General features: G+C 30.1%; 23 protein-coding genes. 8 read left to right on the top strand and 15 right to left on the bottom strand.

The annotated features are described in order from the left end of the window. Positions 1-180: 180 nt before the first annotated feature. From QZ824_RS05840 to QZ824_RS05830, 3 genes are read left to right on the top strand one after another with little or no spacing between them, the layout of a single operon-like run. Entirely contained in the window at positions 181-645 is a 465-nt protein-coding gene (locus QZ824_RS05840; protein WP_291275084.1) for an SRPBCC family protein, read from the top strand. A 6-nt stretch (positions 646-651) separates the two neighbouring features. Next, a complete protein-coding gene (locus QZ824_RS05835) occupies positions 652-1,938 on the top strand; it encodes a deoxyribodipyrimidine photo-lyase (RefSeq protein ID WP_291275083.1) in 1,287 nt (428 codons plus the stop codon). Beyond that, entirely contained in the window at positions 1,938-3,398 is a 1,461-nt protein-coding gene (locus tag QZ824_RS05830) for a deoxyribodipyrimidine photo-lyase (RefSeq protein WP_291275082.1), read from the top strand. Before QZ824_RS05835 ends, QZ824_RS05830 begins: the two co-directional genes overlap by 1 nt. Here QZ824_RS05830 and QZ824_RS05825 read toward each other — a convergent pair. Next, positions 3,395-4,030 (bottom strand): HAD family phosphatase, encoded by a 636-nt coding sequence (locus QZ824_RS05825; RefSeq protein ID WP_291275081.1) that lies wholly within the window; start codon positions 4,028-4,030, stop codon positions 3,395-3,397. The genes QZ824_RS05830 and QZ824_RS05825 overlap by 4 nt on opposite strands. Positions 4,031-4,129: 99 nt before the next feature. On the opposite strand from QZ824_RS05825, the gene QZ824_RS05820 reads away from it, so the two are divergent. From QZ824_RS05820 to QZ824_RS05810, 3 genes are read left to right on the top strand one after another with little or no spacing between them, the layout of a single operon-like run. Then, positions 4,130-4,672 (top strand): RNA polymerase sigma factor, encoded by a 543-nt coding sequence (locus QZ824_RS05820; RefSeq protein ID WP_291275080.1) that lies wholly within the window; start codon positions 4,130-4,132, stop codon positions 4,670-4,672. Between the two features lie 30 nt (positions 4,673-4,702). After that, positions 4,703-5,152 (top strand): hypothetical protein, encoded by a 450-nt coding sequence (locus QZ824_RS05815; protein ID WP_291275079.1) that lies wholly within the window; start codon positions 4,703-4,705, stop codon positions 5,150-5,152. 27 nt (positions 5,153-5,179) lie between these two features. Then, the gene (locus QZ824_RS05810) at positions 5,180-5,629 is read left to right on the top strand and encodes a sensor of ECF-type sigma factor (protein WP_291275078.1); all 450 of its coding nucleotides are present in this window, start codon (positions 5,180-5,182) and stop codon (positions 5,627-5,629) included. 11 nt (positions 5,630-5,640) lie between these two features. On the opposite strand, the gene QZ824_RS05805 is transcribed toward QZ824_RS05810, so the two are convergent. The 12 genes from QZ824_RS05805 to QZ824_RS05750 all read right to left on the bottom strand — a co-directional run bounded on the left by QZ824_RS05805 (position 5,641) and on the right by QZ824_RS05750 (position 15,721). After that, positions 5,641-6,309, bottom strand: coding sequence for a DUF2461 domain-containing protein (locus QZ824_RS05805; protein WP_291275077.1), 669 nt, complete (start codon positions 6,307-6,309; stop codon positions 5,641-5,643). 84 nt (positions 6,310-6,393) lie between these two features. Continuing rightward, positions 6,394-7,410 carry a dipeptide epimerase gene (locus QZ824_RS05800; protein WP_291275076.1) on the bottom strand — a complete coding sequence of 339 codons (1,017 nt, stop codon included), beginning with the start codon at positions 7,408-7,410 and terminating at the stop codon, positions 6,394-6,396. Between the two features lie 38 nt (positions 7,411-7,448). Then, entirely contained in the window at positions 7,449-7,838 is a 390-nt protein-coding gene (locus tag QZ824_RS05795) for a hotdog domain-containing protein (protein ID WP_291275075.1), read from the bottom strand. 77 nt (positions 7,839-7,915) lie between these two features. After that, a complete protein-coding gene (gene hisIE, locus QZ824_RS05790; RefSeq protein ID WP_291275074.1) occupies positions 7,916-8,515 on the bottom strand; it encodes a bifunctional phosphoribosyl-AMP cyclohydrolase/phosphoribosyl-ATP diphosphatase HisIE in 600 nt (199 codons plus the stop codon). A gap of 4 nt (positions 8,516-8,519) precedes the next feature. Beyond that, complete coding sequence (gene hisF / locus QZ824_RS05785; RefSeq protein ID WP_291275073.1) at positions 8,520-9,275, bottom strand: imidazole glycerol phosphate synthase subunit HisF; 756 nt, start codon at positions 9,273-9,275, stop codon at positions 8,520-8,522. A gap of 34 nt (positions 9,276-9,309) precedes the next feature. Further along, on the bottom strand, positions 9,310-10,041 hold the full coding sequence (hisA, locus tag QZ824_RS05780) for a 1-(5-phosphoribosyl)-5-[(5-phosphoribosylamino)methylideneamino]imidazole-4-carboxamide isomerase (RefSeq protein ID WP_291275072.1): 732 nt from the start codon (positions 10,039-10,041) through the stop codon (positions 9,310-9,312). Between the two features lie 2 nt (positions 10,042-10,043). Further along, positions 10,044-10,625, bottom strand: coding sequence for an imidazole glycerol phosphate synthase subunit HisH (gene hisH, locus QZ824_RS05775; RefSeq protein ID WP_291275071.1), 582 nt, complete (start codon positions 10,623-10,625; stop codon positions 10,044-10,046). Beyond that, entirely contained in the window at positions 10,622-11,761 is a 1,140-nt protein-coding gene (hisB, locus tag QZ824_RS05770) for a bifunctional histidinol-phosphatase/imidazoleglycerol-phosphate dehydratase HisB (RefSeq protein ID WP_291275070.1), read from the bottom strand. The genes hisH and hisB overlap by 4 nt, the downstream gene beginning before the upstream one ends. Then, a complete protein-coding gene (gene hisC, locus QZ824_RS05765; RefSeq protein ID WP_291275069.1) occupies positions 11,761-12,801 on the bottom strand; it encodes a histidinol-phosphate transaminase in 1,041 nt (346 codons plus the stop codon). Before hisC ends, hisB begins: the two co-directional genes overlap by 1 nt. After that, on the bottom strand, positions 12,798-14,081 hold the full coding sequence (gene hisD, locus QZ824_RS05760) for a histidinol dehydrogenase (RefSeq protein WP_291275068.1): 1,284 nt from the start codon (positions 14,079-14,081) through the stop codon (positions 12,798-12,800). Before hisD ends, hisC begins: the two co-directional genes overlap by 4 nt. Before the next feature lie 16 nt (positions 14,082-14,097). Then, positions 14,098-14,955, bottom strand: coding sequence for an ATP phosphoribosyltransferase (hisG, locus tag QZ824_RS05755; protein ID WP_291275067.1), 858 nt, complete (start codon positions 14,953-14,955; stop codon positions 14,098-14,100). Positions 14,956-15,220: 265 nt separating this feature from the next. After that, positions 15,221-15,721: a DUF2231 domain-containing protein gene (locus QZ824_RS05750; RefSeq protein WP_291275066.1), complete on the bottom strand. Its 501-nt coding sequence runs from the start codon at positions 15,719-15,721 to the stop codon at positions 15,221-15,223. A gap of 42 nt (positions 15,722-15,763) precedes the next feature. Here QZ824_RS05750 and QZ824_RS05745 point away from each other — a divergent pair, with 42 nt between their 5' ends. Next, positions 15,764-17,866 carry an LTA synthase family protein gene (locus tag QZ824_RS05745; protein WP_291275065.1) on the top strand — a complete coding sequence of 701 codons (2,103 nt, stop codon included), beginning with the start codon at positions 15,764-15,766 and terminating at the stop codon, positions 17,864-17,866. Here the strand turns inward: QZ824_RS05745 and QZ824_RS05740 are convergent. Both QZ824_RS05740 and fabG read right to left on the bottom strand, forming a co-directional pair. Next, positions 17,863-19,890 carry a hypothetical protein gene (locus tag QZ824_RS05740; protein WP_291275064.1) on the bottom strand — a complete coding sequence of 676 codons (2,028 nt, stop codon included), beginning with the start codon at positions 19,888-19,890 and terminating at the stop codon, positions 17,863-17,865. The genes QZ824_RS05745 and QZ824_RS05740 overlap by 4 nt on opposite strands. Positions 19,891-19,913: 23 nt before the next feature. Further along, positions 19,914-20,660 (bottom strand): 3-oxoacyl-[acyl-carrier-protein] reductase, encoded by a 747-nt coding sequence (gene fabG, locus QZ824_RS05735; protein WP_291275063.1) that lies wholly within the window; start codon positions 20,658-20,660, stop codon positions 19,914-19,916. 165 nt (positions 20,661-20,825) lie between these two features. Between fabG and QZ824_RS05730 the strand changes: the two genes are divergently transcribed. Further along, positions 20,826-22,016 carry a cytochrome c peroxidase gene (locus QZ824_RS05730; protein ID WP_291275062.1) on the top strand — a complete coding sequence of 397 codons (1,191 nt, stop codon included), beginning with the start codon at positions 20,826-20,828 and terminating at the stop codon, positions 22,014-22,016. Positions 22,017-22,189 lie beyond the last annotated feature (173 nt).

Here is a 22,189-nt window from a genome sequence, read left to right as displayed (position 1 = left end):
CTCTCCTTGTGTTAAGATAATTATAAAAAATCCAATAAGATTTATTTATTAAGCTATAATTATTTTGTTTATTTTTTTTTGTTTTTTGTTAAACAAATTTTTATCTTCGTAAAAAATTGCTATAATCAGAAAACCATGAGTGTTTTCATTTCACTTGTGGTTTTCTTTACTATTTTAATTATGAAAATATATCGTTTACATACCAAACAAAACCTACCTATTACTAAGAAAGAAGCTTGGGATTTTCTTTCTGATCCCAAAAACTTAAAAACAATCACACCAGATTATATGAGTTTTGATATTTTAAGTGGTGCAGACAGAAAAATGTTTCCAGGTCAAATCATTCAATACATAGTAACTCCAATTTTTGGAATAAAAACCAAATGGGTTACAGAAATAACACATGTAGTAGATCATGAATATTTTGTTGATGAACAACGTTTTGGACCTTATAATCTTTGGCATCATAAACATTTTATTAAAGAAATTGAGGGGGGTGTAGAAATGGAAGATATTATTGATTATAAAGTACCCTTTGGGATAGTTGGACAACTGGTTCATCCAATAATAGTAAAACCAAAATTAGATGAAATTTTTGCATACAGAAGAAAAAAATTAATTGAAATTTTTGGTGATTTTAAATAATATAAAATGACAGTTTTTTGGTTTAGACGCGATTTACGCATTGAGGATAATACCGCTTTATTTCATGCTTTAAATGAAAATGAATCTGTATTACCTATTTTTATTTTTGATAAAAATATCTTAGAGCATTTACCAAAAAATGACGCTCGTGTTACTTTCATACAAAAAGAGTTGAGTAAAATCAACAAGGAATTAGAAAAATACAATAGTAGTTTAGCTGTCTTCTATGGTGATCCTATCACAGTGTTTAATCAATTAACTTCAGAATATAATATTAAAAATGTATATACTAATCATGATTATGAACCTGCTGCTAGAAAAAGAGACAAAGCAATTAATGAACTATTAAAATCTAAAAACTGTAGCTTTAAAACTTGTAAGGATCAAGTAATTTTTGAAAAGTCGGATATTGTCAAAGATGATGGCAGTCCTTATGTAGTTTATACACCCTATTCTAAAAAATGGAAAGAAAAAGTTAAAAAAATTGAAATCATCCACTATCCTTCTGAAAAATTATTAACCAAATGTATCCAACATAATAATCCTTTTTTGGATTTAGATGATATAGGATTTGAAAAGTCAACAATACAACTTCAAAATTATGATATTTCAGAAAACTTAGTTAAAAATTATGAGAGTACTAGAAACTTTCCATCAGTTAAAGGTACTTCCCTATTAGGAATTCATTTACGATTTGGAACAATAAGCATCCGTAAATTAGTTAAATATGCTCTAAATTTTCCTAATGAAACGTTTTTGAATGAATTGATTTGGAGAGAATTTTTTATGCAAATACTTTGGCATTTTCCACATACAACAACCAAATCTTTCAAAGAAAAATATGAAGGAATACAGTGGGATAATAATGAAGAATGGTTCAAAAAATGGTGCGAAGGTAAAACAGGTTATCCATTTGTTGATGCTGGAATGCGTGAATTGAATGCTACGGGGCATATGCATAATAGAGTGAGAATGATTGTTGCAAGTTTTCTTTGTAAGCATTTATTAATTGATTGGCGTTGGGGCGAAGCCTATTTTGCATTAAAACTTCTTGATTATGAACAAGCTAGTAACGTTGGGAATTGGCAGTGGGCAGCTGGTAGTGGAGTTGATGCTGCACCTTATTTCAGAATTTTCAATCCTACAGAGCAAATAAAAAAATTTGATAAGGATTTAAAATATATTAAAAAATGGCTACCTGAACTAGAAACTTTATATTACCCTAAACCAATTGTTGAACATAAAATAGCAAGAGAAAAATGTCTTAGAACTTATAAAGAAGCTGTAGGATAATGAACGTTGTTTGGTTAAAAAAAGATTTAAGATTAGAAGATCATCAACCGCTTTTTGAAGCCCAAAATAGTAGCGGGAAAATTCTATTACTCTACATCTTTGAACCTGAATTATTCAATGATCCACATTATAGCAAAAGACATTTTGATTTCATTAAACAATCTTTAATTGAATTACAAATTGAATTATCAAAGTTACATACCCAAATTTTAATTGTTGAAGGTAAAGCAATTGACATATTTAAAAAATTGCATGAATTACATCCTATCAAAAAAGTATTTTCTCACCAAGAGACAGGTATAAATATTACTTATAACAGAGATAAAATTATCAATAACTGGTTAAAAAGTGAGCATATCATTTGGCATGAATATGTTTGGAATGGCGTTTTCAGAGGAAGAAGAAATAGAAACACTTGGAAGAATGATTGGTATGCGTTTATGGAAAGTGAAGTACTACCTGCACCAACCAATTCAAGAGCTTTTATTAAATATTCAGAAATCGAACAGCTAGAAAACTATTTTTCAATCCCGAATTTAAAAACTAATTCAACTTCCTTATTTCAAAAAGGGGGTACAAAAACTGGCTTAAGATACTTAAATAGCTTTCTTGAAGAACGTGTAATAAATTATTCCAAACATATTTCTAAACCAGAGCTTGGAAGAAAAAGTTGTAGTCGATTATCACCTTACATTACTTGGGGAAATCTATCTATAAGACAAATTTATCATGCTTCTTGGAAAAAAAGACAAGAAGGTAAAAACAAAAGAGCAATTGATAATTTTGCATCAAGATTAAGATGGCAAGCACATTTTATTCAAAAATTTGAAATGGAACCAGAAATGGAATTCCAGGCTATTAATAAGGCTTATAGAAACTTACAACAGCATAAAAATCTCTTTTTTCAAAAGGCATGGGAAGAAGGTAAAACTGGCTTTCCTCTTGTTGATGCGTGCATGCGTTGCTTGAAAGAAACAGGATATTTAAATTTTAGAATGCGTGCTTTGGTAGTATCTTTTTTCACTCATGATTTATTTCAACCCTGGAAAGATTGTGTTCATTATCTAGCTCAGCAATTTTTAGATTTTGAACCTGGTATCCATTATCCTCAAATACAAATGCAAGCAGGCGTAACAGGCATTAATACAATTAGAATTTATAATGTTGTTAAAAATTCATACGAACATGATGAAGAAGGTGTTTTTATCAGAAAATGGGTGCCTGAATTGCATAATATTCCATCTTCATTAGTACATGAGCCTTGGAAAATAACACCCATCGAAGAACAATTATATGATTTTCACTTAGGATTAACTTATCCTAAACCAATAATCATACCTGATGAAGCAAGAAAAAAAGCAACTAATTTTTTTTGGGATATCAAAAAATCTGATGAAGCTAAAAAAGATAGTTCAAGAATTTTAGCAACACATACATTTTCTGATAGTAAAAAAGCTTAGATACGTATTTCAGAAAAGTGTTCAATAATTTGGTCTGCTAATAAATACTCTTGGTTTTTTGAATTTCTACTTTTATAACCAATGCAATAAATGCCCGCCGATTTTGCCGCTTGTATACCATTCGTACTGTCTTCAATTACAACACATTGCTCCTTTTTTACTCCTGAAAGTCGTACAGCTTCAATAAAAATAGCTGGATTAGGTTTTGATTGAGGAAAATCCTCACCTGAAACTATATGTGTAAAATAAGGTTTTAGATTAAAACGATTAAAAACTCGCTCAATAGTTACTTTTGAAGCTGAAGAGGCTAATATCATCTGTTTGCCTTGATGATGAAATTGATGGATTAATTCTTCAACGCCATCAATTAAAAATAAATCTTCTTTAGTATCAAAAGCAGCATTAAATAAATTTCTTTTAACTTTTATTAATTCCTCAATTTCAGCTTCAAGTTTAAATAGTTCTTTTAATTTTTGATACACATTCTTAGTAGAGTTTCCAGTAAAAGAGGCATACAATTCTGCATTAACATCAATATTTAACAATTCAAAGTGTTGGTGGTAAGCATAATGATGAACAGGTTCAGTATCGACAATCACCCCATCCATATCAAAAATTACAGTATGTATCATAAAATGAATTTCGAACAAAGCTACATCTTTTTGTATAAAAAAAGACTTCGATTAAACCTTTTTATTTATTTTTAGTCTATTGAATAAATACAATTTACTTTGCAAGACGAAAAAATATTTATTGCACAATTAATCAATCCGAAGACTCAAAATGAAGCCTTCAAAAAGTTGGTGTATGAATATCAAAAGCCATTGTATTATCATATTAGGAATATTGTTTTAAATCACGATGATGCAGATGATGTTTTACAAAATACCTTTATTAAAGTGTTTTCAAATATTCAAAATTTTAAAGGAGAAAGTAAATTATATTCATGGATTTACAGAATTGCAACTAATGAATCATTAACATTTATTGAACAGCGTGCAAGAAAACAAGGCATCTCTAACGAGGAATTACAACAAAAATCAATCAATAAATTAGAAAGTGATGTTTATTTTGAGGGTGATATTATTCAATTAAAACTACAAAAAGCAATAGCTTCGTTACCTGAAAAACAACAATTAGTATTTAAAATGAAATATTTTGAAGAAATGAAATATGAAAACATGAGTGAAATTTTAGATACTAGTGTAGGTGCATTAAAAGCTAGTTACCATCACGCCGTTAAAAAAATTGAAGAATATTTAAAAAATGATTAAACCTTTTAAAATAGGAATAGTCCAATTAGCATGAATAAAATAGTAGAAAATAATAAAATTAAAACAGGTTTTAAAGTACCCGAGAATTATTTTGAAAATCTATCTTCTGAGCTTTTTTCAAAATGGAATGGAGATTTTCATTCTTCAATTCTACCTAAAAAATCTGGTTTTGTGGTTCCCGAAGATTATTTTTCTGAAAATGAGAATAAATTATTTCAATTAATTAATAATAAAGAAGTTAAAATTATCTCTTTAAAGCCAAAATTGTATTGGATAACAAGTATTGCCGCTATTTTATTGATTGTTATAATGCTTCCATTATTTTATCACACAGAAGAAATAACAAAGACTGAGTGGGCAACACAAAATTATTTAGAATTACAAAAAGATGAATTATCAGAATATGAAGTAGGTGTTATGTTAGATAATGAAGATATAGAATCTTTAGAAAATGAATTAATATACAATAATTTAAAATAAATTATTTAAACAATAAATACAAGTAAAATGAAACCGAAATTAAATATTTTATTATTATTATTTTTAATCTCTTTTGTTGGATTTTCACAAGGATTTAGAGATAAAAAAGAAAAAATAAAAGCATTAAAAATTGCTTTTATTTCACAAAAGTTAAATTTAACTTCTGAGCAAGCAGAAAAATTTTGGCCTGTTTACAATAAGTATGAAGATAAAATCATGGATTTAAAAGAAACCCAACTAAGACAACGTCTACAAAAAAGAGAGGCATCAGATGAGGAAGCATTGAAACAAATTGAAGAAGCAGAAGCTGCCGAAGTAGAAATCATGTCACTTAAAAAGAAAATGAGAGCCGAACTTATTCCAATTATTGGTGCTGATAAAGTAGTGGAATTACAAAAAATTGAACATGAATTTCATAAAAAACTTTTAGAAAAATTAAAAGATAGAAAAGGTCCGCCACCACCTCCAAGAAGATAAAACAAAAACTTTTAATAAAGACTTTCGCCATTTAAATCGGTTGTTAACACATCACTCATATAATCAAAAAAAGGTCGCATAGCCGCAAATGTAGCAATAACTTCTTCCTTAAATTGAGGTGCTAAAACTTCTTTGTTGCTAAATTGACGAGTTAGTAAAAATTGTTTTTTTCGAATTAAGTCAATATCTGGATGGGCTTTATCAAAACCTTTTGGTGCTGTTTTTAATTCCTCTCCTTCTAAACCATTTTTAAAATAAAATTTGAATTTTTCATCATTCAAAAGTTCTTTTAAATCAGACGCATCTAATTCTAATTCTTTACGAATACGATACAAATCTTCATTGTTTGGTTCCCAAAAACCACCACCAACAAAGCTACCGCCGTCTTCAATATGTAAATACATTCCGCCTCGTAACAAAGGTTTAGTTCTTGTAAATCCGGCTGAAAAATGTGTTTTATAAGGCGTTTTATCTTTAGAAAAACGAACATCACGATAAATTCTAAAAACTTGCATCCTTTCAATACTATCTATTTTTTCTAAATCCGTTAATACTTCCGTAAAAAAGTTTTTGGCGTTTTTATTTTCAACCTCAAATCGTTTTTTATTTTCTGTAAACCAGTCACGATTGTTATTTTTCTTTAATAAATCTAAGTATTCGAAAGTGGAATTTGTAAGCATAGTTATTTGTTAACATGATTTACACAAATTTACATTAAGTTTTATAAAATCAACTATTTTTTATTGGTACAGATTCAAATCGACTTATTGGTACATTAATTTAACTCCTGTCCCATTTTCATCTGCAAATATCGTTTTACCGAATTCGATAGCAACACCCGTTGCAATATCTTTTTCTAATAATAAAGCCCCATCCATATCCACATAATCTAATAAAGGTAACAAATGTGCAATGGCTGAAATTCCAACTGTAGATTCTGTCATACAGCCTACCATTGTTTTCAAACCTAATTCTTTTGCTTTTTTAATCATTCGCAAACCAGGTGTTAATCCGCCACATTTCATCAATTTAATATTTACACCATGAAAATGATTGAAACATTTCACAACATCTTCTTCTTCAATACAACTTTCATCAGCAATAATGGGTAAAACCGAATGTTTTATTACTTCCTTACAGCCTTCCCAATCGTGTGCTTTTAAAGGCTGTTCAATAAATTCGACACCTAAGTCTTTAAAAATTCTTGAGTTTTCAATGGTTTCCTCAACCGTCCAGCCACAATTGGCATCCACACGAAAAATAGCATTGGTCTCTTTTCGTAAGGCTTTAATTATTTCTATATCATCAGCTGTACCTAATTTGATTTTGTACAAAGGCCAAGGCATAGCCTTCATTTTTTCAATCATTTTCGGGATTTCAGCAATACCAATTGTGTAATTCGTTAAGGGTAAATTTTTAGGTTGAAGCTTCCAATATTCATATAATTTCACACCTAATTTTTTGGTATATAAATCGTGATAAGCCTCATCTAAAGCACATAAAGCGAAATGGTTATCATGAAACAAAGGATTTAATTTTTGCCAAAAAACATCTGGAGGAACTTGCTCTAAAGTTTCAATAAAATTAATATTTCTCTGAATATCTTCTGCAATTTGAAAGGTATCTAAGTGATAATAAGCATTTTCAGTCGCTTCTCCATAACCCGAAAATCCATCACTAATTAGTTCAACAATTAAAGACGGTTTAACATCAAAAGACAATCGTGAGATTTTAAAATTGTCTTTTAATTGTAAATTATAATGATGAAGTTTTACTTGCATATTGAATTTTGAAATTAGAATTTTGAAATTTTAGCAACCTACTTCCCTAACCTATCTTCTACAAATTCAATTTGTGTTTTTCCATGAGGTTTTGGTTTACCTTGTTCGTCTAAATTTACCATTGTAATATTTTCAATAGTAATTATTTTTTCACGTGTCATCATGTTTCTAACTTCTGAACGAAGCACTAATGAAGAAGTTCCAAACTTCACAACATCAATGCCAATTTCGACTATATCGCCTTGTTTAGCTGCACTCATGAAATTAATTTCACTCATGTATTTAGTAACCACTTTGGGATTTTCTAACTGTACAATAGAATATAAAGCCGCTTCTTCGTCTATCCATGCCAATAATTTTCCTCCAAAAAGCGTTCCGTTGGCATTTAAATCTTCGGGTTTTACCCATTTACGTGTATGAAATCTCATAATTTTTATTTTTCATAAAATTATAAAAAATCATACATTGTAAATGAATATTTAAAATTCTTTTATTGATATGAGTATTACTTTTCTCTATTCTTTAACACGTGTATCACATCATTTAAACCATACCCTTTTGCTTGCAATAAAATTAAATAATGAAATAATAAGTCGGCACTTTCCGATAAAAACAATTCATCATTTGAATCTTTAGCTTCAATAACAACTTCAACAGCTTCCTCACCCACTTTTTGAGCTATTTTATTTATTCCTTTTTCAAACAAAGAAGCTACATAACTTGTTTCTGAAGTTGCCTTTTCTTTACGTTCTCGAATTGTATTTTCTAATTTGGTTATGAATCCGTAAGTTTGACTATTGTTTTCATTCCAACAAGTATCTGATCCTTTATGACAAGTGGGACCCACCGGCTTGACCTGTATTAACAATGTGTCCTGATCACAATCCAAAGCAAGTGAAACCACGTTTAAAAAATGACCACTTTCCTCCCCTTTTGTCCATAAACGATTCTTAGTTCGACTTAAAAAAGTTACCTTGTTTGTTTCTAATGTACGATTTATTGCTTCTTGATTCATGTATCCTAACATCAAGACATTTTTAGTTTCAACATCTTGAATGATGGCTGGAATTAATCCCTCCGTATTTTTAGTAAAATCTATATTCATTTTTTTAAATTCTAATTTCAATATTTTGCTGTTTTAAAAACTGTTTAAGATCTGGGATAGCAATTTCATTGTAATGAAAAACACTAGCTGCTAAGGCGGCATCTGCTTTACCTATCGTAAATGCCTCTGCAAAATGTTGTTTTGTACCAGCACCACCACTCGCAATAATGGGTATATTAATTAAATCTGATAATTGTGCTAATGCTTCATTCGCAAATCCGTTTTTAGTACCGTCGTTATTCATGGAAGTAAATAAAATTTCTCCTGCACCCCGTTTTTCTACTTCTTTAGCCCAATCAAAAAGTTTTATTTCGGTTGGAACTTTACCCCCAACCAAATGCACCCTCCATTCTCCGTTAATTTGTTTGGCATCTATTGCTACTACAGTACACTGACTTCCGTATTTTGCTGCAATTTGATTGATTAAATCTGGATTTTTAACTGCAGAAGAATTAATGGAAATTTTATCCGCACCATTTCTTAAGAGGATATCAACATCTTCTACTGTGGAAATTCCACCCCCAACAGTAAATGGAATATTTACAGTACTTGCCACTTGTCGAACTAAATCAATTAATGTTTTTCTTCGTTCTTCCGTGGCAGAAATATCTAAAAAAACCAATTCATCAGCTCCAGTATCTGCATATTTTTTTGCTAATTCAACAGGGTCACCGGCATCTTTTAATTCTAAAAAATTTACACCTTTAACTGTTCTTCCATTTTTTATATCTAAACAAGGAATAATTCTTTTGGTCAACATTTTTAATTCATTTTAACTCCTGCAAGGTGCTACCTTAAGAAGGTTGATTACTAATATATTTTTCTAGTTCTTTCAAACGAATTCTACCTTCGTAAATTGCTTTACCGATAATTGTTCCTTCGCATCCTAATTCTACCAGTTTTGGCAACTCTTCAAATGAAGAAATTCCTCCCGAAGCAATTAATTTACAAGCATTCGTTTGTTCTAAAATTTCTTGATATAAATCAAAACTCGGACCTTCTAACATGCCGTCTTTAGCAATATCTGTACAGATAACATATTCAATTCCTTTACTTTGATAGTTTTTAATAAAGGGAACAACTTCTTGCGTTGATTCTTCTAACCAACCTGAAATTGCTATTTTTTTATTATTTGTATCAGCACCTAAAATAATTTTATCAGGACCATATTTCTGAATCCAATTTTCAAAAACAGTCGGATTTTTAATTGCAATACTTCCTCCTGTAACTTGATTTGCACCACATTCAAAAGCAATTTTTAAATCTTCATCCGATTTTAATCCTCCGCCAAAATCAATTATTAAAGTTGTCTTAGTTGCTATTTGTTCTAAAATTTTATAATTGATAATACAGTTTGATTTAGCCCCATCTAAATCCACTAAATGCAAATATTGAATTCCGTGTGCTTCAAATTCTTTAGCTACTTCTAAAGGGTTTTCATTATATATTTTTTGTGTTGAATAATCTCCTTTAGATAATCGTACACTTTTTCCATCAATGATATCGATTGCAGGTATGATTCTCATTTTTAAATAGTTAAAAAATTAAACAAGATTTGTTCACCCGCTTTACCGCTTTTCTCAGGGTGAAATTGGACTCCATAGAAATTATCTTTTTGAATGGCTGTGGCATAATTAATACCGTAATTCGTAGTTGCAATACAATACGCATTGACGGGTGCATAATAACTATGAACCAAATACATGTATTCTTCTTCTTTTATGCCTTTAAATAATTCTGTCTTCAAATTAGCAATCGTATTCCAACCCATTTGAGGTACTTTCAATTGATTTGAAAATCGTTTAATTTGAATATCAAATATTCCTAATCCCTTTGCATTTCCTTCTTCCGAAGAGCGACAAAGCAATTGCATTCCTAAACAAATCCCTAAAACAGGTTGGGTTAAGGCGGGAATAATTGTATCTAATTTTTTATTATAAATCATTTGCATGGCACTACTCGCTTCTCCAACACCAGGAAAAATAACTTTATCTGCTTTTTTAATTGTATCTGGATCATCTGTGACTGTTGCTTGATACCCTAAACGTTCGAGTGCAAAAAGCACACTTTGCACATTACCGGCACCATAATCTATTAGTGCAATTTTCATAACATTCCTTTTGTACTTGGTAAAATCATTTTGTTTGGATCTCTTTTTACGGCTACTTTAATTGCTTTAGCAAAAGCTTTAAAAATAGCTTCAATTTTATGATGTTCATTCGTTCCTTCCGCTTTTATATTCAAATTCGCTTTAGCCCCATCTGTAAAGGATTTGAAGAAGTGAAAAAACATTTCTGTTGGCAATTGCCCTATCATTTCACGTTTAAAATCGGCTTCCCAAACCAACCAATTTCTACCCCCAAAGTCAATCGCTACTTGAGCTAAGCAATCATCCATAGGCAAACAAAATCCATAACGCTCAATACCTAATTTATTTCCCAATGCAGAAGCAAATACTTCACCCAAAGCTATTGCAGTATCTTCAATTGTATGGTGTTCATCCACTTCTAAATCGCCTTTAACGTTAATTTCTAAATCCATTTGACCGTGACGCGCAATTTGGTCTAACATATGATCAAAAAAGGGTAATCTTGTTTCAATCCTACTTTTTCCAGTTCCATCTAATTGTAATGAAATAAAAATATCCGTTTCATTTGTTTTGCGATGAATCGTGGCACTTCGCTTTTCTAATTTTAAAAATTCATAAATATCTTGCCATTGGTTTGTTTGCAAGGCAATTGACTCTTCTAAGGTAGTATTATCATTAGCCAATTCATTGATACCTAATTGAACATCATTTTTAATATAAATGGCTTTCGCACCTAAATTTTTAGCTAATTCAACATCAGTCATTCGATCTCCAATTACAAATGAATTTGTTAAATCATATTTATCACTATCAAAATAATTCGTTAACATACCGGTTCTAGGTTTTCGAGTAGGTGCTAATTCTTCAGGAAAACTTTTGTCAATACAAACCTCTTTAAACACAACACCTTCATTTTCAAAAGCTTTCATAATAAAATTATGTGTAGGCCAAAAAGTTTCCTCTGGAAAAATAACTGTTCCTAATCCGTCTTGATTAGTTACCATTACTAATTCATAGTCCAATTCATTTACGATTTTATTCAGACAATTAAATACGTTTGGGTAAAATTCTACTTTAGATAAATCATCCAATTGATAATTTTCAGGCTCTAAAACTAGAGTCCCGTCTCGATCTATAAATAATATTTTTTGTGCCATTAGAGTTGTTTTATAATTTGAATTAATTTGTCATTTTCTTCTGAAGTTCCAATTGTAATTCGCAAGCTATTAGTACATAAAGGTTGTGATGATCGGTTTCTAACAACAATTCCGTTTTTGAGCAATTGATCGTAACGTTTTAAAGCATCATCGACTTCAATTAATAAATAATTGGTATCTGATGGATATACTTTCTTGACAAAACTTACTTCAAGTAATACTTTAATTAATCTATCTTTTTCTTCTTTAATACTATTAATTGTTTTTTTTAATTTATTTATATTCAGCAATTCTTCAAATGCTTTTTCTTGAGATAAAACATTAATGTTATACGGCGGTTTAATTTTGTTCAAAATTGATATGATATCCGCAGAAGCAAACAAACTACCAATTCGTAATCCGGCCATCCCATAGGCTTTTGATAGCGTTTGGCAAATGATTAAATTGGGATACAACTCTAATTCCGACAACCAACTCATCTTTTCTGAAAAATCTATATAAGCTTCATCAATTACAACCAATCCACTGAATGAAGATAGAATTTTTTCAATTCGTTCTCTTGAAAAAGTATTTCCGGTTGGGTTATTTGGAGAACACAAGAAGACAATTTTAGTTCGGTCATCGATTGCTTTCAAAATACCGTCAACATTGGGTTCAAAATTTGAATCGAGTAACACTTCTCTATTTTCAACAGCGTTCAAATTTGCTAAAACGGCATACATTCCATAAGTCGGTGGCAACGTAATGACATTATCAATATTAGGTTCGCAAAAAGCTCTAAAAAGTAAGTCCAAAACTTCATCACTACCATTACCCAACAATAGTTGATTACTATCAATTCCTTTTCGTTTTGAAATTACCTCTTTTAACTTTTTTTGCTGTGGATCTGGATACCTATTGATTCCATTATCGACAGGTGACTCATTGGCATCTAAAAAAACAAACGACTCACTACCCTCTTTAAACTCATCACGAGCAGAGGAATAAGATTGCATTTTTTTAATGTTTGGTCGGACTAAATCAACGATATTATAACTCATACTAAATCTTTTAATCGTAATGTTACGGCATTTTTGTGCGCTTGAAGTCCTTCAGCTTCTGCCATTATTTCTATAGCTTTACCAATATTTTGTATACCTTCTTTTGAAATTTTTTGAAACGTCATGGCTTTCATAAAACTATCTAGATTTACACCACTATAGTTTTTAGCATAGCCATTCGTAGGTAATGTATGATTAGTACCTGAAGCATAATCTCCTGCACTTTCTGGAGTATAATTACCAAGAAATACTGAACCTGCATTTTGCAAATTTTCTAAATAAAAATCTTCCTCTTTTGAGACAATAATTAAGTGTTCTGGAGCATATTCATTCACAAATTCAATTGCCGATTCTTTATCCTTTAAATAAATAAAGCGGGAATTCAAAATTGCTTTTTCAGCTATAGATTTACGAGGTAACTTTTTAATTTGTAGCTCAATTTCTTGTTGAACTGCAAAAAGTAAATCTGAATTAGTAGTTACTAAAACCACCTGACTATCCGCGCCATGTTCAGCCTGACTTAATAAATCTGATGCGATATAAGAAGCATTTGCCGTTTCATCAGCTAAAACTAATAATTCAGACGGACCGGCGGGCATATCAATAGAAACTCCATAATTTGTTGCCATTTGCTTTGCTACAGTTACATATTGATTCCCAGGTCCAAATATTTTAGATACTTGAGGAATTGTTTTTGTTCCAAATGTTAATGCCGCTATTGCTTGAATTCCACCAACCTTAAAAATTTTAGTCACGCCACATAATTGAGCCGCATATAATATAGCCGGATTGATTTTGCCTTCTTTGTTTGGAGGAGAACACAACACAATCTCTTTACACCCCGCCAATTTAGCAGGAATCGCTAACATCAAAACGGTTGAAAATAAAGGCGCCGAACCTCCCGGAATATACAACCCTATTTTCTGAATAGGTCTTTTTTCTTGCCAACAAATTACACCCTTAGCGGTTTCAACTGCAACCTTTTCTCTTTTTTGTGCCTGGTGAAATTTTTCAATATTTGACTGAGCTAATTGAATTGCTTCTTTTAATTCAACCGGTACTTGTTCAATGGCTTCTTGAATTTCAACACTCGCCACTTCAATTGAATCTAAAATTACCCCATCAAAAAGAGAGGTATATTTTGCAACTGCTTTATTTCCTTTTTGTTGAATTTCTTTAAAAATATCAGTTACTGTAATTTGTAAATCTGAAATAGATTCTGTGGGTCTTTTAATTAAATCAAACCACTGTTCTTGCTTTGGATTTTGATAAATTTTCATATTTGAATACGTGTTGTTATAAAACCATTTTTTCAATTGGACAAATTAATATTCCTTCGGCTCCTGCATTTTTTAATTGATCGATAACTTCCCAAAACTGATCGTCATTAATTACAGAATGTACACTACTCCAGCCTTCCTCTGCCAGTGGCAATACCGTCGGACTTTTTAATACGGGAAGAATTGAGCTAATTTCTTGAATCTTGTTATTTGGGACATTCATTAAAATATACTTCGATTTTCTTGCTTCTAAAACCGATTGAATTCTGAAAATTAATTTATCCAAAAGCACTTTCTTCTCTTCCGATAAATTAGGAGATGCCGCTAATACAGCTTCACTTTTCAAGATAACTTCAACTTCTTTTAAATTGTTTTTAAAAAGCGTACTTCCTGTTGAAACTATATCTACGATAGCATCAGACAAACCAATATTTGGGGCAATTTCAACAGAACCCGATATTTGGTGAATCTCCACATTGACATTTTTAGATTTAAAATGATTTAAAACAGTGTTGGGGTAAGAAGTAGCAATGCGTTTCCCATCTAAATCTTCAATAGAATTGTAACTCACTGTTTTAGGTACAGCTATCGAAACTTTACATTTTGAAAAACCTAATTTTTCAACAACTTCAATAGCACCTCCTTTTTCAACTAAAAGATTATCTCCAACAATAGCAATATCTGCCACCCCATCAATTAAATATTGAGGGATATCCGAATTTCGTAAAAATAATATCTCTAATGGAAAATTTGAAGCAGTTGCTTTAAGTTGATCATTTCCATTATCAACAGAAATCCCGCAATCTTTTAAAATTTTAAGGCTGTCTTCGTTAAGTCGACCCGATTTTTGAATAGCAATTTTTAAGGTGTTCATGTTAAATTTAATTTTAAATTTGTTTGAGAAACACCAGACGGGAGGAGAAATTAACTTAACTAAAATAAAAAACCCGCCTGATGAACTCAAACGGGTTAGTAGTTATATTTAGATTACAATCATAGCATCACTACCTCGCTTGAGCGTGGAATAAATGATGATGATGATGTAATTGATTTAAAAACATATTTTCTTTGTTATTTGTTTTGCAAATTTAATAGAATAAGAATTTAAAAAACAAATATTTATTTATAATAATTTAAAATTATTCATTTTCTTCTTCTTCAACTTGACTAGAAGTATTTGAATTAGAAAGAGTTGAACTATTTTCTCGGATTTCAGTGTGACGAATTTTCCCTCCAGTTGTTCCTGAATTTTTACTCAAAAATACACAAACTACCCCCAAAACTAGAGCTAAATAGGAAATCCATTTTTCAAAAGAATGTTTTTTTGATTGAGCATATAAACCAACAATTGAAACTAATCCTAAAACATACATTGGAATCATAAATGCCTCAGTTGCTTCTTCATGTTCATGGATAACATTATGTGTAAAACCAGGTAAATCTTCAACAAAATGCTCTGCTTTATCCCCTGTCATCATGGCTAATTGACCAGAAATAACACAGATAATTAACATAACATAAGCTGCCGATTTTAAAACTAAATTCTTTTTTACTACGCCAAACAGTAATACTCCCAAACCAAAAAACAAACCAATAATAGGAAAATGGTTTACTAACATGTGGATATGTGCTTCATTCATAAAATAAAATTTATATATTTACCTAATTAATTACTCAAATGTATGAAAAATTTACTTAAACACTACGTTGTTTATAAAAATATTGCTCTATTTTATCTGATTGTAAGTCTATTAACTCGTCTTGTTTTATTATTTCATCCCATAACACAAAGTCATTTTTCATTTATTGATTATCTAAAAATTTTTTCAATTGGAATTTTAAATGACCTTTTTGTTTTTATACCTATAGGTTCCTTATTGTGGTTATACCTAATTTTTATTTCTAATACAAAATATAAAAAACCATTTGGGTATATAATTTTAGGAGTATTTGTATCCATTCTGCTGTATATATTATCAGGAAAAAGCATTTTAAGTGAATATGGCGGTGTGCTTCCTGAAATAGGATTAGCTTTTGTAGGACTTAAAACAATTCTGTTTGCTCTGTTATTATTTTTTGAAAAGTATAGAAAAAAAATTCGTTTTGTATTATTTTCTTTTACTCTTTTTCTATTTGTTTTGTTAATCATTCAAAACGCTGTGAGCGAGTTCTTTTTTTGGAATGAATTTGGTGTACGATATAACTTTATTGCTGTAGATTATTTGGTCTACACGAATACTGTAATTGGAAATATAATGGAATCTTATCCTGTAGTTCCTTTATTTTCAATAATTGGAATTGTAGCTGTTTTATCTACCTATTTTATTATTCAAAAATCTAAAAAATATTTAGATGAAATTCCGAATATAAAAGCTAAAATCAGCATTGTTTTAGGTCAACTTGCTTTGATTGCTTTAGCTTTATTTACTATTCCAAATCTTGCAAAAAAAGAAGATTCATCTAATGTTTTTACTAATGAATTGCAAAGTAACGGACTTTATAAATTCTATTTGGCATTTATGAATAGTGAATTAGATTTCATGAAATTTTATGACACAATGCCAGAAAATGAACTAGCTAATTTTGAAAATATAACGCATGTCAAGTTGAATCAAAACATTGTCCATATTCAACCTACCGAAAAAGAAGTACAAAAAAATGTTGTATTAATTACCATTGAGAGTATGAGTGCTGAATTTATGAAACACTATGGAAACAATGAAAACATTACACCTTTTTTAGATGAATTAGCAGATAAAAGTTTATTTTTCACCAATCTATATGCAACAGGTAACAGAACTGTTCGCGGTTTAGAAGCAGTAACTTTATGTTTGCCTCCAACACCTGGAGAGAGTGTTGTAAAAAGAAAAGATAATAAAAACAAATTCAGTACTGGTAGTATATTTAAAAGTAAAGGTTATCAAATAAAATATTTGTATGGTGGAGATGCCTTTTTTGATAATATGCAAGATTTTTATGGTGGAAATGGATATGATATTGTTGATAAAGCTAACTTAAAATCTAACGAAATTAGCTTTTCAAATATATGGGGAGTTTGTGATGAGGACATGGCAAAGAAAGCTATTAAGGTAATGAATGAAGAACATCAGACAGGAAAACCTTTTTTCAACCATTGGATGACAGTTAGTAATCATAGACCTTTTACTTATCCTGATGGTAAAATTGATATTCCTGCTAATTCAAAATCAAGAAATGGTGGTGTTAAATATACGGATTATGCTTTGAAACAATTTTTTACACTTGCTGAAAAACAACCTTGGTTTAAGAATACTGTTTTCGTCATTGTCGCTGATCACTGTGCATCAAGTTCTGGAAAAGTCGAATTACCATTAGAAAAATATAGAATTCCAGCTATGATTTATGCTCCTGGTTTTATAAAACCTCAAGAATGTCACACACTTATGTCACAAATCGATTTGATGCCAACAACACTTGGTTTACTGCATTTTAATTATAAAAGTAAATTTTTTGGACAAGATGTATTTACTCCTCATTATTCTCCAAGAGCCTTCATAGCTACTTATCAAGATTTAGGTTATGTAAAAGACAATTATTTAACTATTATTTCTCCCGTAAAGCGAGTAAAACAATTTTTATTGAAGCCTAAATCAAATTCAAATTATGAAATTTATTATGATGAAATACCAACAGAAAACATAAATAATAAATATAAAAAAGAAACGATTGCTATCTATCAGCTGGCTTCAAGCATATTAAAAAAGAAGAAATATCAGTCACTAATGATACCAAATAAAAATAATTAAAGTAAACCATTATACTTTCTGATAAACCATTCTGATGCTAAAGAAATAATTAGTAAAATAAGTAATGTTATCCATTCAATTAATGGAGTAGTTTTCACAACTGATTTTTCAATAGGCAAATAAGTTCCTTTTTCAGTTAATTTTTGTATAAGTTGTTCTATCTGATTAGGATAGAAAACCTGGCCTTTATTTTGAAGTGCAAGTTGAGTAAGTTTTTCTTGATCTGGATTTACAAATTGTTTTTCAACATCGAAATCTAGTACTTCAAAACTACCAGAATAAATAGCATTACTATTCGTTTCTCGAACTTTAAATGCATAACTGCCATGCTCTAAACCATCAAATTTAACAGCATAACCTTGATTGATCTTTGAAAAATTATAATTCTTAGTTCTCTTAGTTCTATTATTGATTAACTGTATAACTAAATTAGCATTTTCATCTAATTCATAGTTTTTATTGAAAAATTGAGCAAAAATTTCAATGTTTTCTCCAGAATTATAAAAACTTTCGTGCTCAACAATTAATGATTTTTTTGAAGAATTTGTTGATAGATATTGAATAATTCGGTCTATGAATTGGTCAAAATTATCAAAAGATTTTGAACTTAAATGACTCTCTAATCGCCATTTCCAACTATTTTCTCCTAAAAAATAGGCTGTTCTATTTGCTCCTTTTTCTGAAAAAGTTAGAATTGGATTATCAAAAGCAACTCCATTAACTTGTGCTCTCAAAAGTGTATTCAAACTTGACTTTTCAATAATCTTACCAAACTTGTGTTGTAAAGGTGGTAAACTACTAAATTGAATATCTTTTTGGGCGAACAAATTAAAAGTTGTCTCATAATTGGCATTGAAATCCTCTTTTTGTTGCGACATTTTAAACTCCAAATCAGATTGAATTAGATTAACAAAATTAAAATCAGTATTTAAACCAGTAATGATAAAAGTGTTAATTTTTAAATTTTTATTAATATCAATAATAGATTTAAAGTTGATATTTGGTTGATATAAAATCAATAAATTATACTTATTTAAGTTACTGACTTCTTTCGGTTTAACCAAAGTCACTTTACGTTGTGCATTTGATTCAATAGCTCTTTTTAATGCACTTATATCTGGATGCGTAATGTCTGCCACAAGTGCAATCTCTTTTCTTTGATCGATTACTTCAACAGCAAAATTCTTAACATTATTATATTTATTTTTTTCAAACAAAGAAGCGTTTAATGTGGCTTTGTATTTCTGAATACCTACTTTATCTGCTTCTAACAGAACTTGAAAAGATTGAACTTTTGATGATTTAGTAAATGATATTGTTTGAGAATACACTTTTCTATTACCTTTTTCAATTGTAAAAGAAGCATTCAATGGCTTGCTTCCGTTATATTGAACAAATACTTCTACTGGAAATTTATTCTTCAGGAAAGCATATTTATTAGCATTTACTTGATTGATTTTACAATCAAAATTAGTAGTTGTATCACCTAAAACAACAGGATAAACCTTTGCTGTCTCTTGAAAACTATAAACATAATCGTTTCCAATTGTTTGATTTCCATCTGTCAATAAAACAACAGGATAGAACATATTCTTATGAAGTTGCTTTAAATTTTGAGCAGCTACATCAATATTGGATTGCTTACCTTCAAAATCTAAATTAATACCAGCTTTAAATTCATCATCAAATGCATAATGTTGAATTTCAAACTTCTCATTTAAAACTGAATTCGTTTTCAATTTTTGAGCTAATTCCAAAGCCTTATCATTAGCTTTTAAATCTCTAATCGACGAGGAGTTATCAGAAACAATAGCCAATGGAATTTTATTAATTTCATTTGTTTTGGTCGAAATTACAGGATTTATTACTAAAATTAACAAAAGTAAAACAGAAATAAAACGAAAAAAAGCTAATAACCAATTGATTTTTAATTGGCTATCAGCTTTATATAAATATTGATAAAATGCCACAACAGCAGAAAATACTAATGAAGTAAATAGTAAAAAATAGGTTGTTGCTGTCATACTTTATCTTTAATATTTTAAAATTATGTTAACATTCCACCATCAACATTAATAACTTGCCCTGTTACATAAGCGCTCATGTTTGATGCTAAAAACACACATACATTAGCAATATCTTCTGGAGAACCTCCTCGTTTTAATGGAATAGATTCTCTCCATCCTTTTACAACATCTTCGTTCAATTTGGCAGTCATTTCAGTTTCAATAAATCCTGGAGCAATGGCATTACAACGAATATTTCTTGAACCTAACTCTAAAGCAATAGATTTAGTAAATCCAATCATTCCAGCCTTTGAAGCTGCGTAGTTTGCTTGACCCGCATTACCTTTAACTCCTACTACACTACTCATATTAATTATTGAACCAGCTCTATTTTTCAACATAATTTTTTGAACCGCTTTAGTCATATTGAAAACCGATTTTAAATTGATATCAATAACTGTATCGAAATCTTCCTCAGACATTCTCATTAATAAATTATCTTTTGTAATACCTGCATTATTGATTAAAATATCAATTGTTCCAAATTCACCTATTACATCATCAATTAACTTTTGAGCCTCATTAAAATCAGCTGCATTTGATTTGTACCCTTTGGCTTTAATTCCTAAAGCTTTTAATTCATTTTCTAAAGCCATTGCAGACTCAGCAGATGAACTGTATGTAAAAGCTACATGAGCTCCATTTTTTGCAAAAACTTCTGCAATTCCTTTTCCGATACCTCTACTAGCACCCGTAATAATTGCTACTTTTCCTTCTAATAATTTCATAAAATTTAAATTTAAAAGAAAGCAATACTTGCTTCTTAATTATGGTTTTGTTTGTTTCGTTAAAAATGAAGTCAAATATAGTAATATTTTAAAGTAATTAAAAAGTACGATTAAACCTTTTATCTATTTTAGTGTCTTATTGAGAACTAACTTAACAACTATCTTATGAGAAATTTACAATTTTTATTAGGATTACTCTCTATATTGTCTTTCACTTCATGTAGTGATGATGATAATTATGAAGCTATTCCTTCCGATGCTTATCCAAATGTCACAGCTACTTTTGGTTCAAATCTAAATTTAAGTAATTTATATAATTATGCGAATCAAACCATTCCAAGCTACATTACAAAAGATAACTCTGCAGGAAATATTATTGATAATAAAATAGCTACTCTAGGAAGAGTTTTATTCTATGATAAAAATTTATCTTCTAACAATACCATTGCATGTGCCTCATGTCATAAGCAAGCTCTTGCTTTTGGAGATAATTCAGTGGCAAGTACTGGAGTTAATGGAACTACTGGTAGGCATTCCATGCGTTTGGTTAATAGTAGATTTGCAACCGAAACTCGCTTTTTTTGGAACGAGAGAGCAGCAACATTAGAACAGCAAACAACTATGCCTATTAAAGATCATGGCGAAATGGGATTTAGTGGATTAAATGGCGACATGTCTTTTGACGATTTATTAATTAAACTTGGAGCTATTAACTACTACAAAGAATTATTCCAATTTGCCTATGGATCACAAGAAATAACAGAAGCAAAAATCCAAAAAGCTTTAGCTCAATTTGTAAGAAGTATTCAATCATTTGACTCAAAATATGATTTAGGTAGAGCTACGGCACCTAATGATGGCGCACCATTTTCTAACTTTACTCCACAAGAAAATCAAGGAAAAAATTTATTCCTTGCTCCTCCTACATTTAACACAACAGGATCAAGAACTGGTGGTGGCTTAGGTTGTGCAGGATGTCATAGGGCTCCAGAATTCGACATTGACCCAGCATCTAAAAATAATGGAATTATTGGAACAATTTCGGGGACAGGTATTGATATAGGTAATACCAAAGCACCTTCGCTAAGAAACTTAATTAGAACAGATGGTGTCTTAAATGGACAAATGATGCATACTGGAGTTATTACCACATTACAAGCTGCTATTGGTCATTACGGAACTATTAATATTGCTCCTGGTAATACAAATTTAGACCCAAGATTAATGCCAAATGGTTTTGGACAACAGTTAAACTTAACCCAAACCGAAGTAGATGCTGTCATTGCTTTCTTAAAAACATTGTCAGGTACAGATGTGTATACTAATCCAAAATGGAGTAATCCATTTCCAAATTAAAAAAAAAGCTCTTGTAAAACAAGAGCTTTTTTTAATATATTTTTAATTTGACAACAATACTATGGCTGTTATAGAAAACATCATAGTTAACATGATTACTTTCAGAAGTTTACTTATAAAACTAAAATCGCTTTTTTCTTTGGCTTGTATTAATTTAATAATAACAAATAAAA

Origin of the sequence: Flavobacterium sp. (genome assembly GCF_021151785.1) — a bacterium.
In the GTDB taxonomy this organism is placed as follows: domain Bacteria; phylum Bacteroidota; class Bacteroidia; order Flavobacteriales; family Flavobacteriaceae; genus Flavobacterium.
The sequence above is the reverse complement of the archived record's forward strand: the minus strand, read 5'-3'. Positions and strand labels throughout refer to the sequence as shown.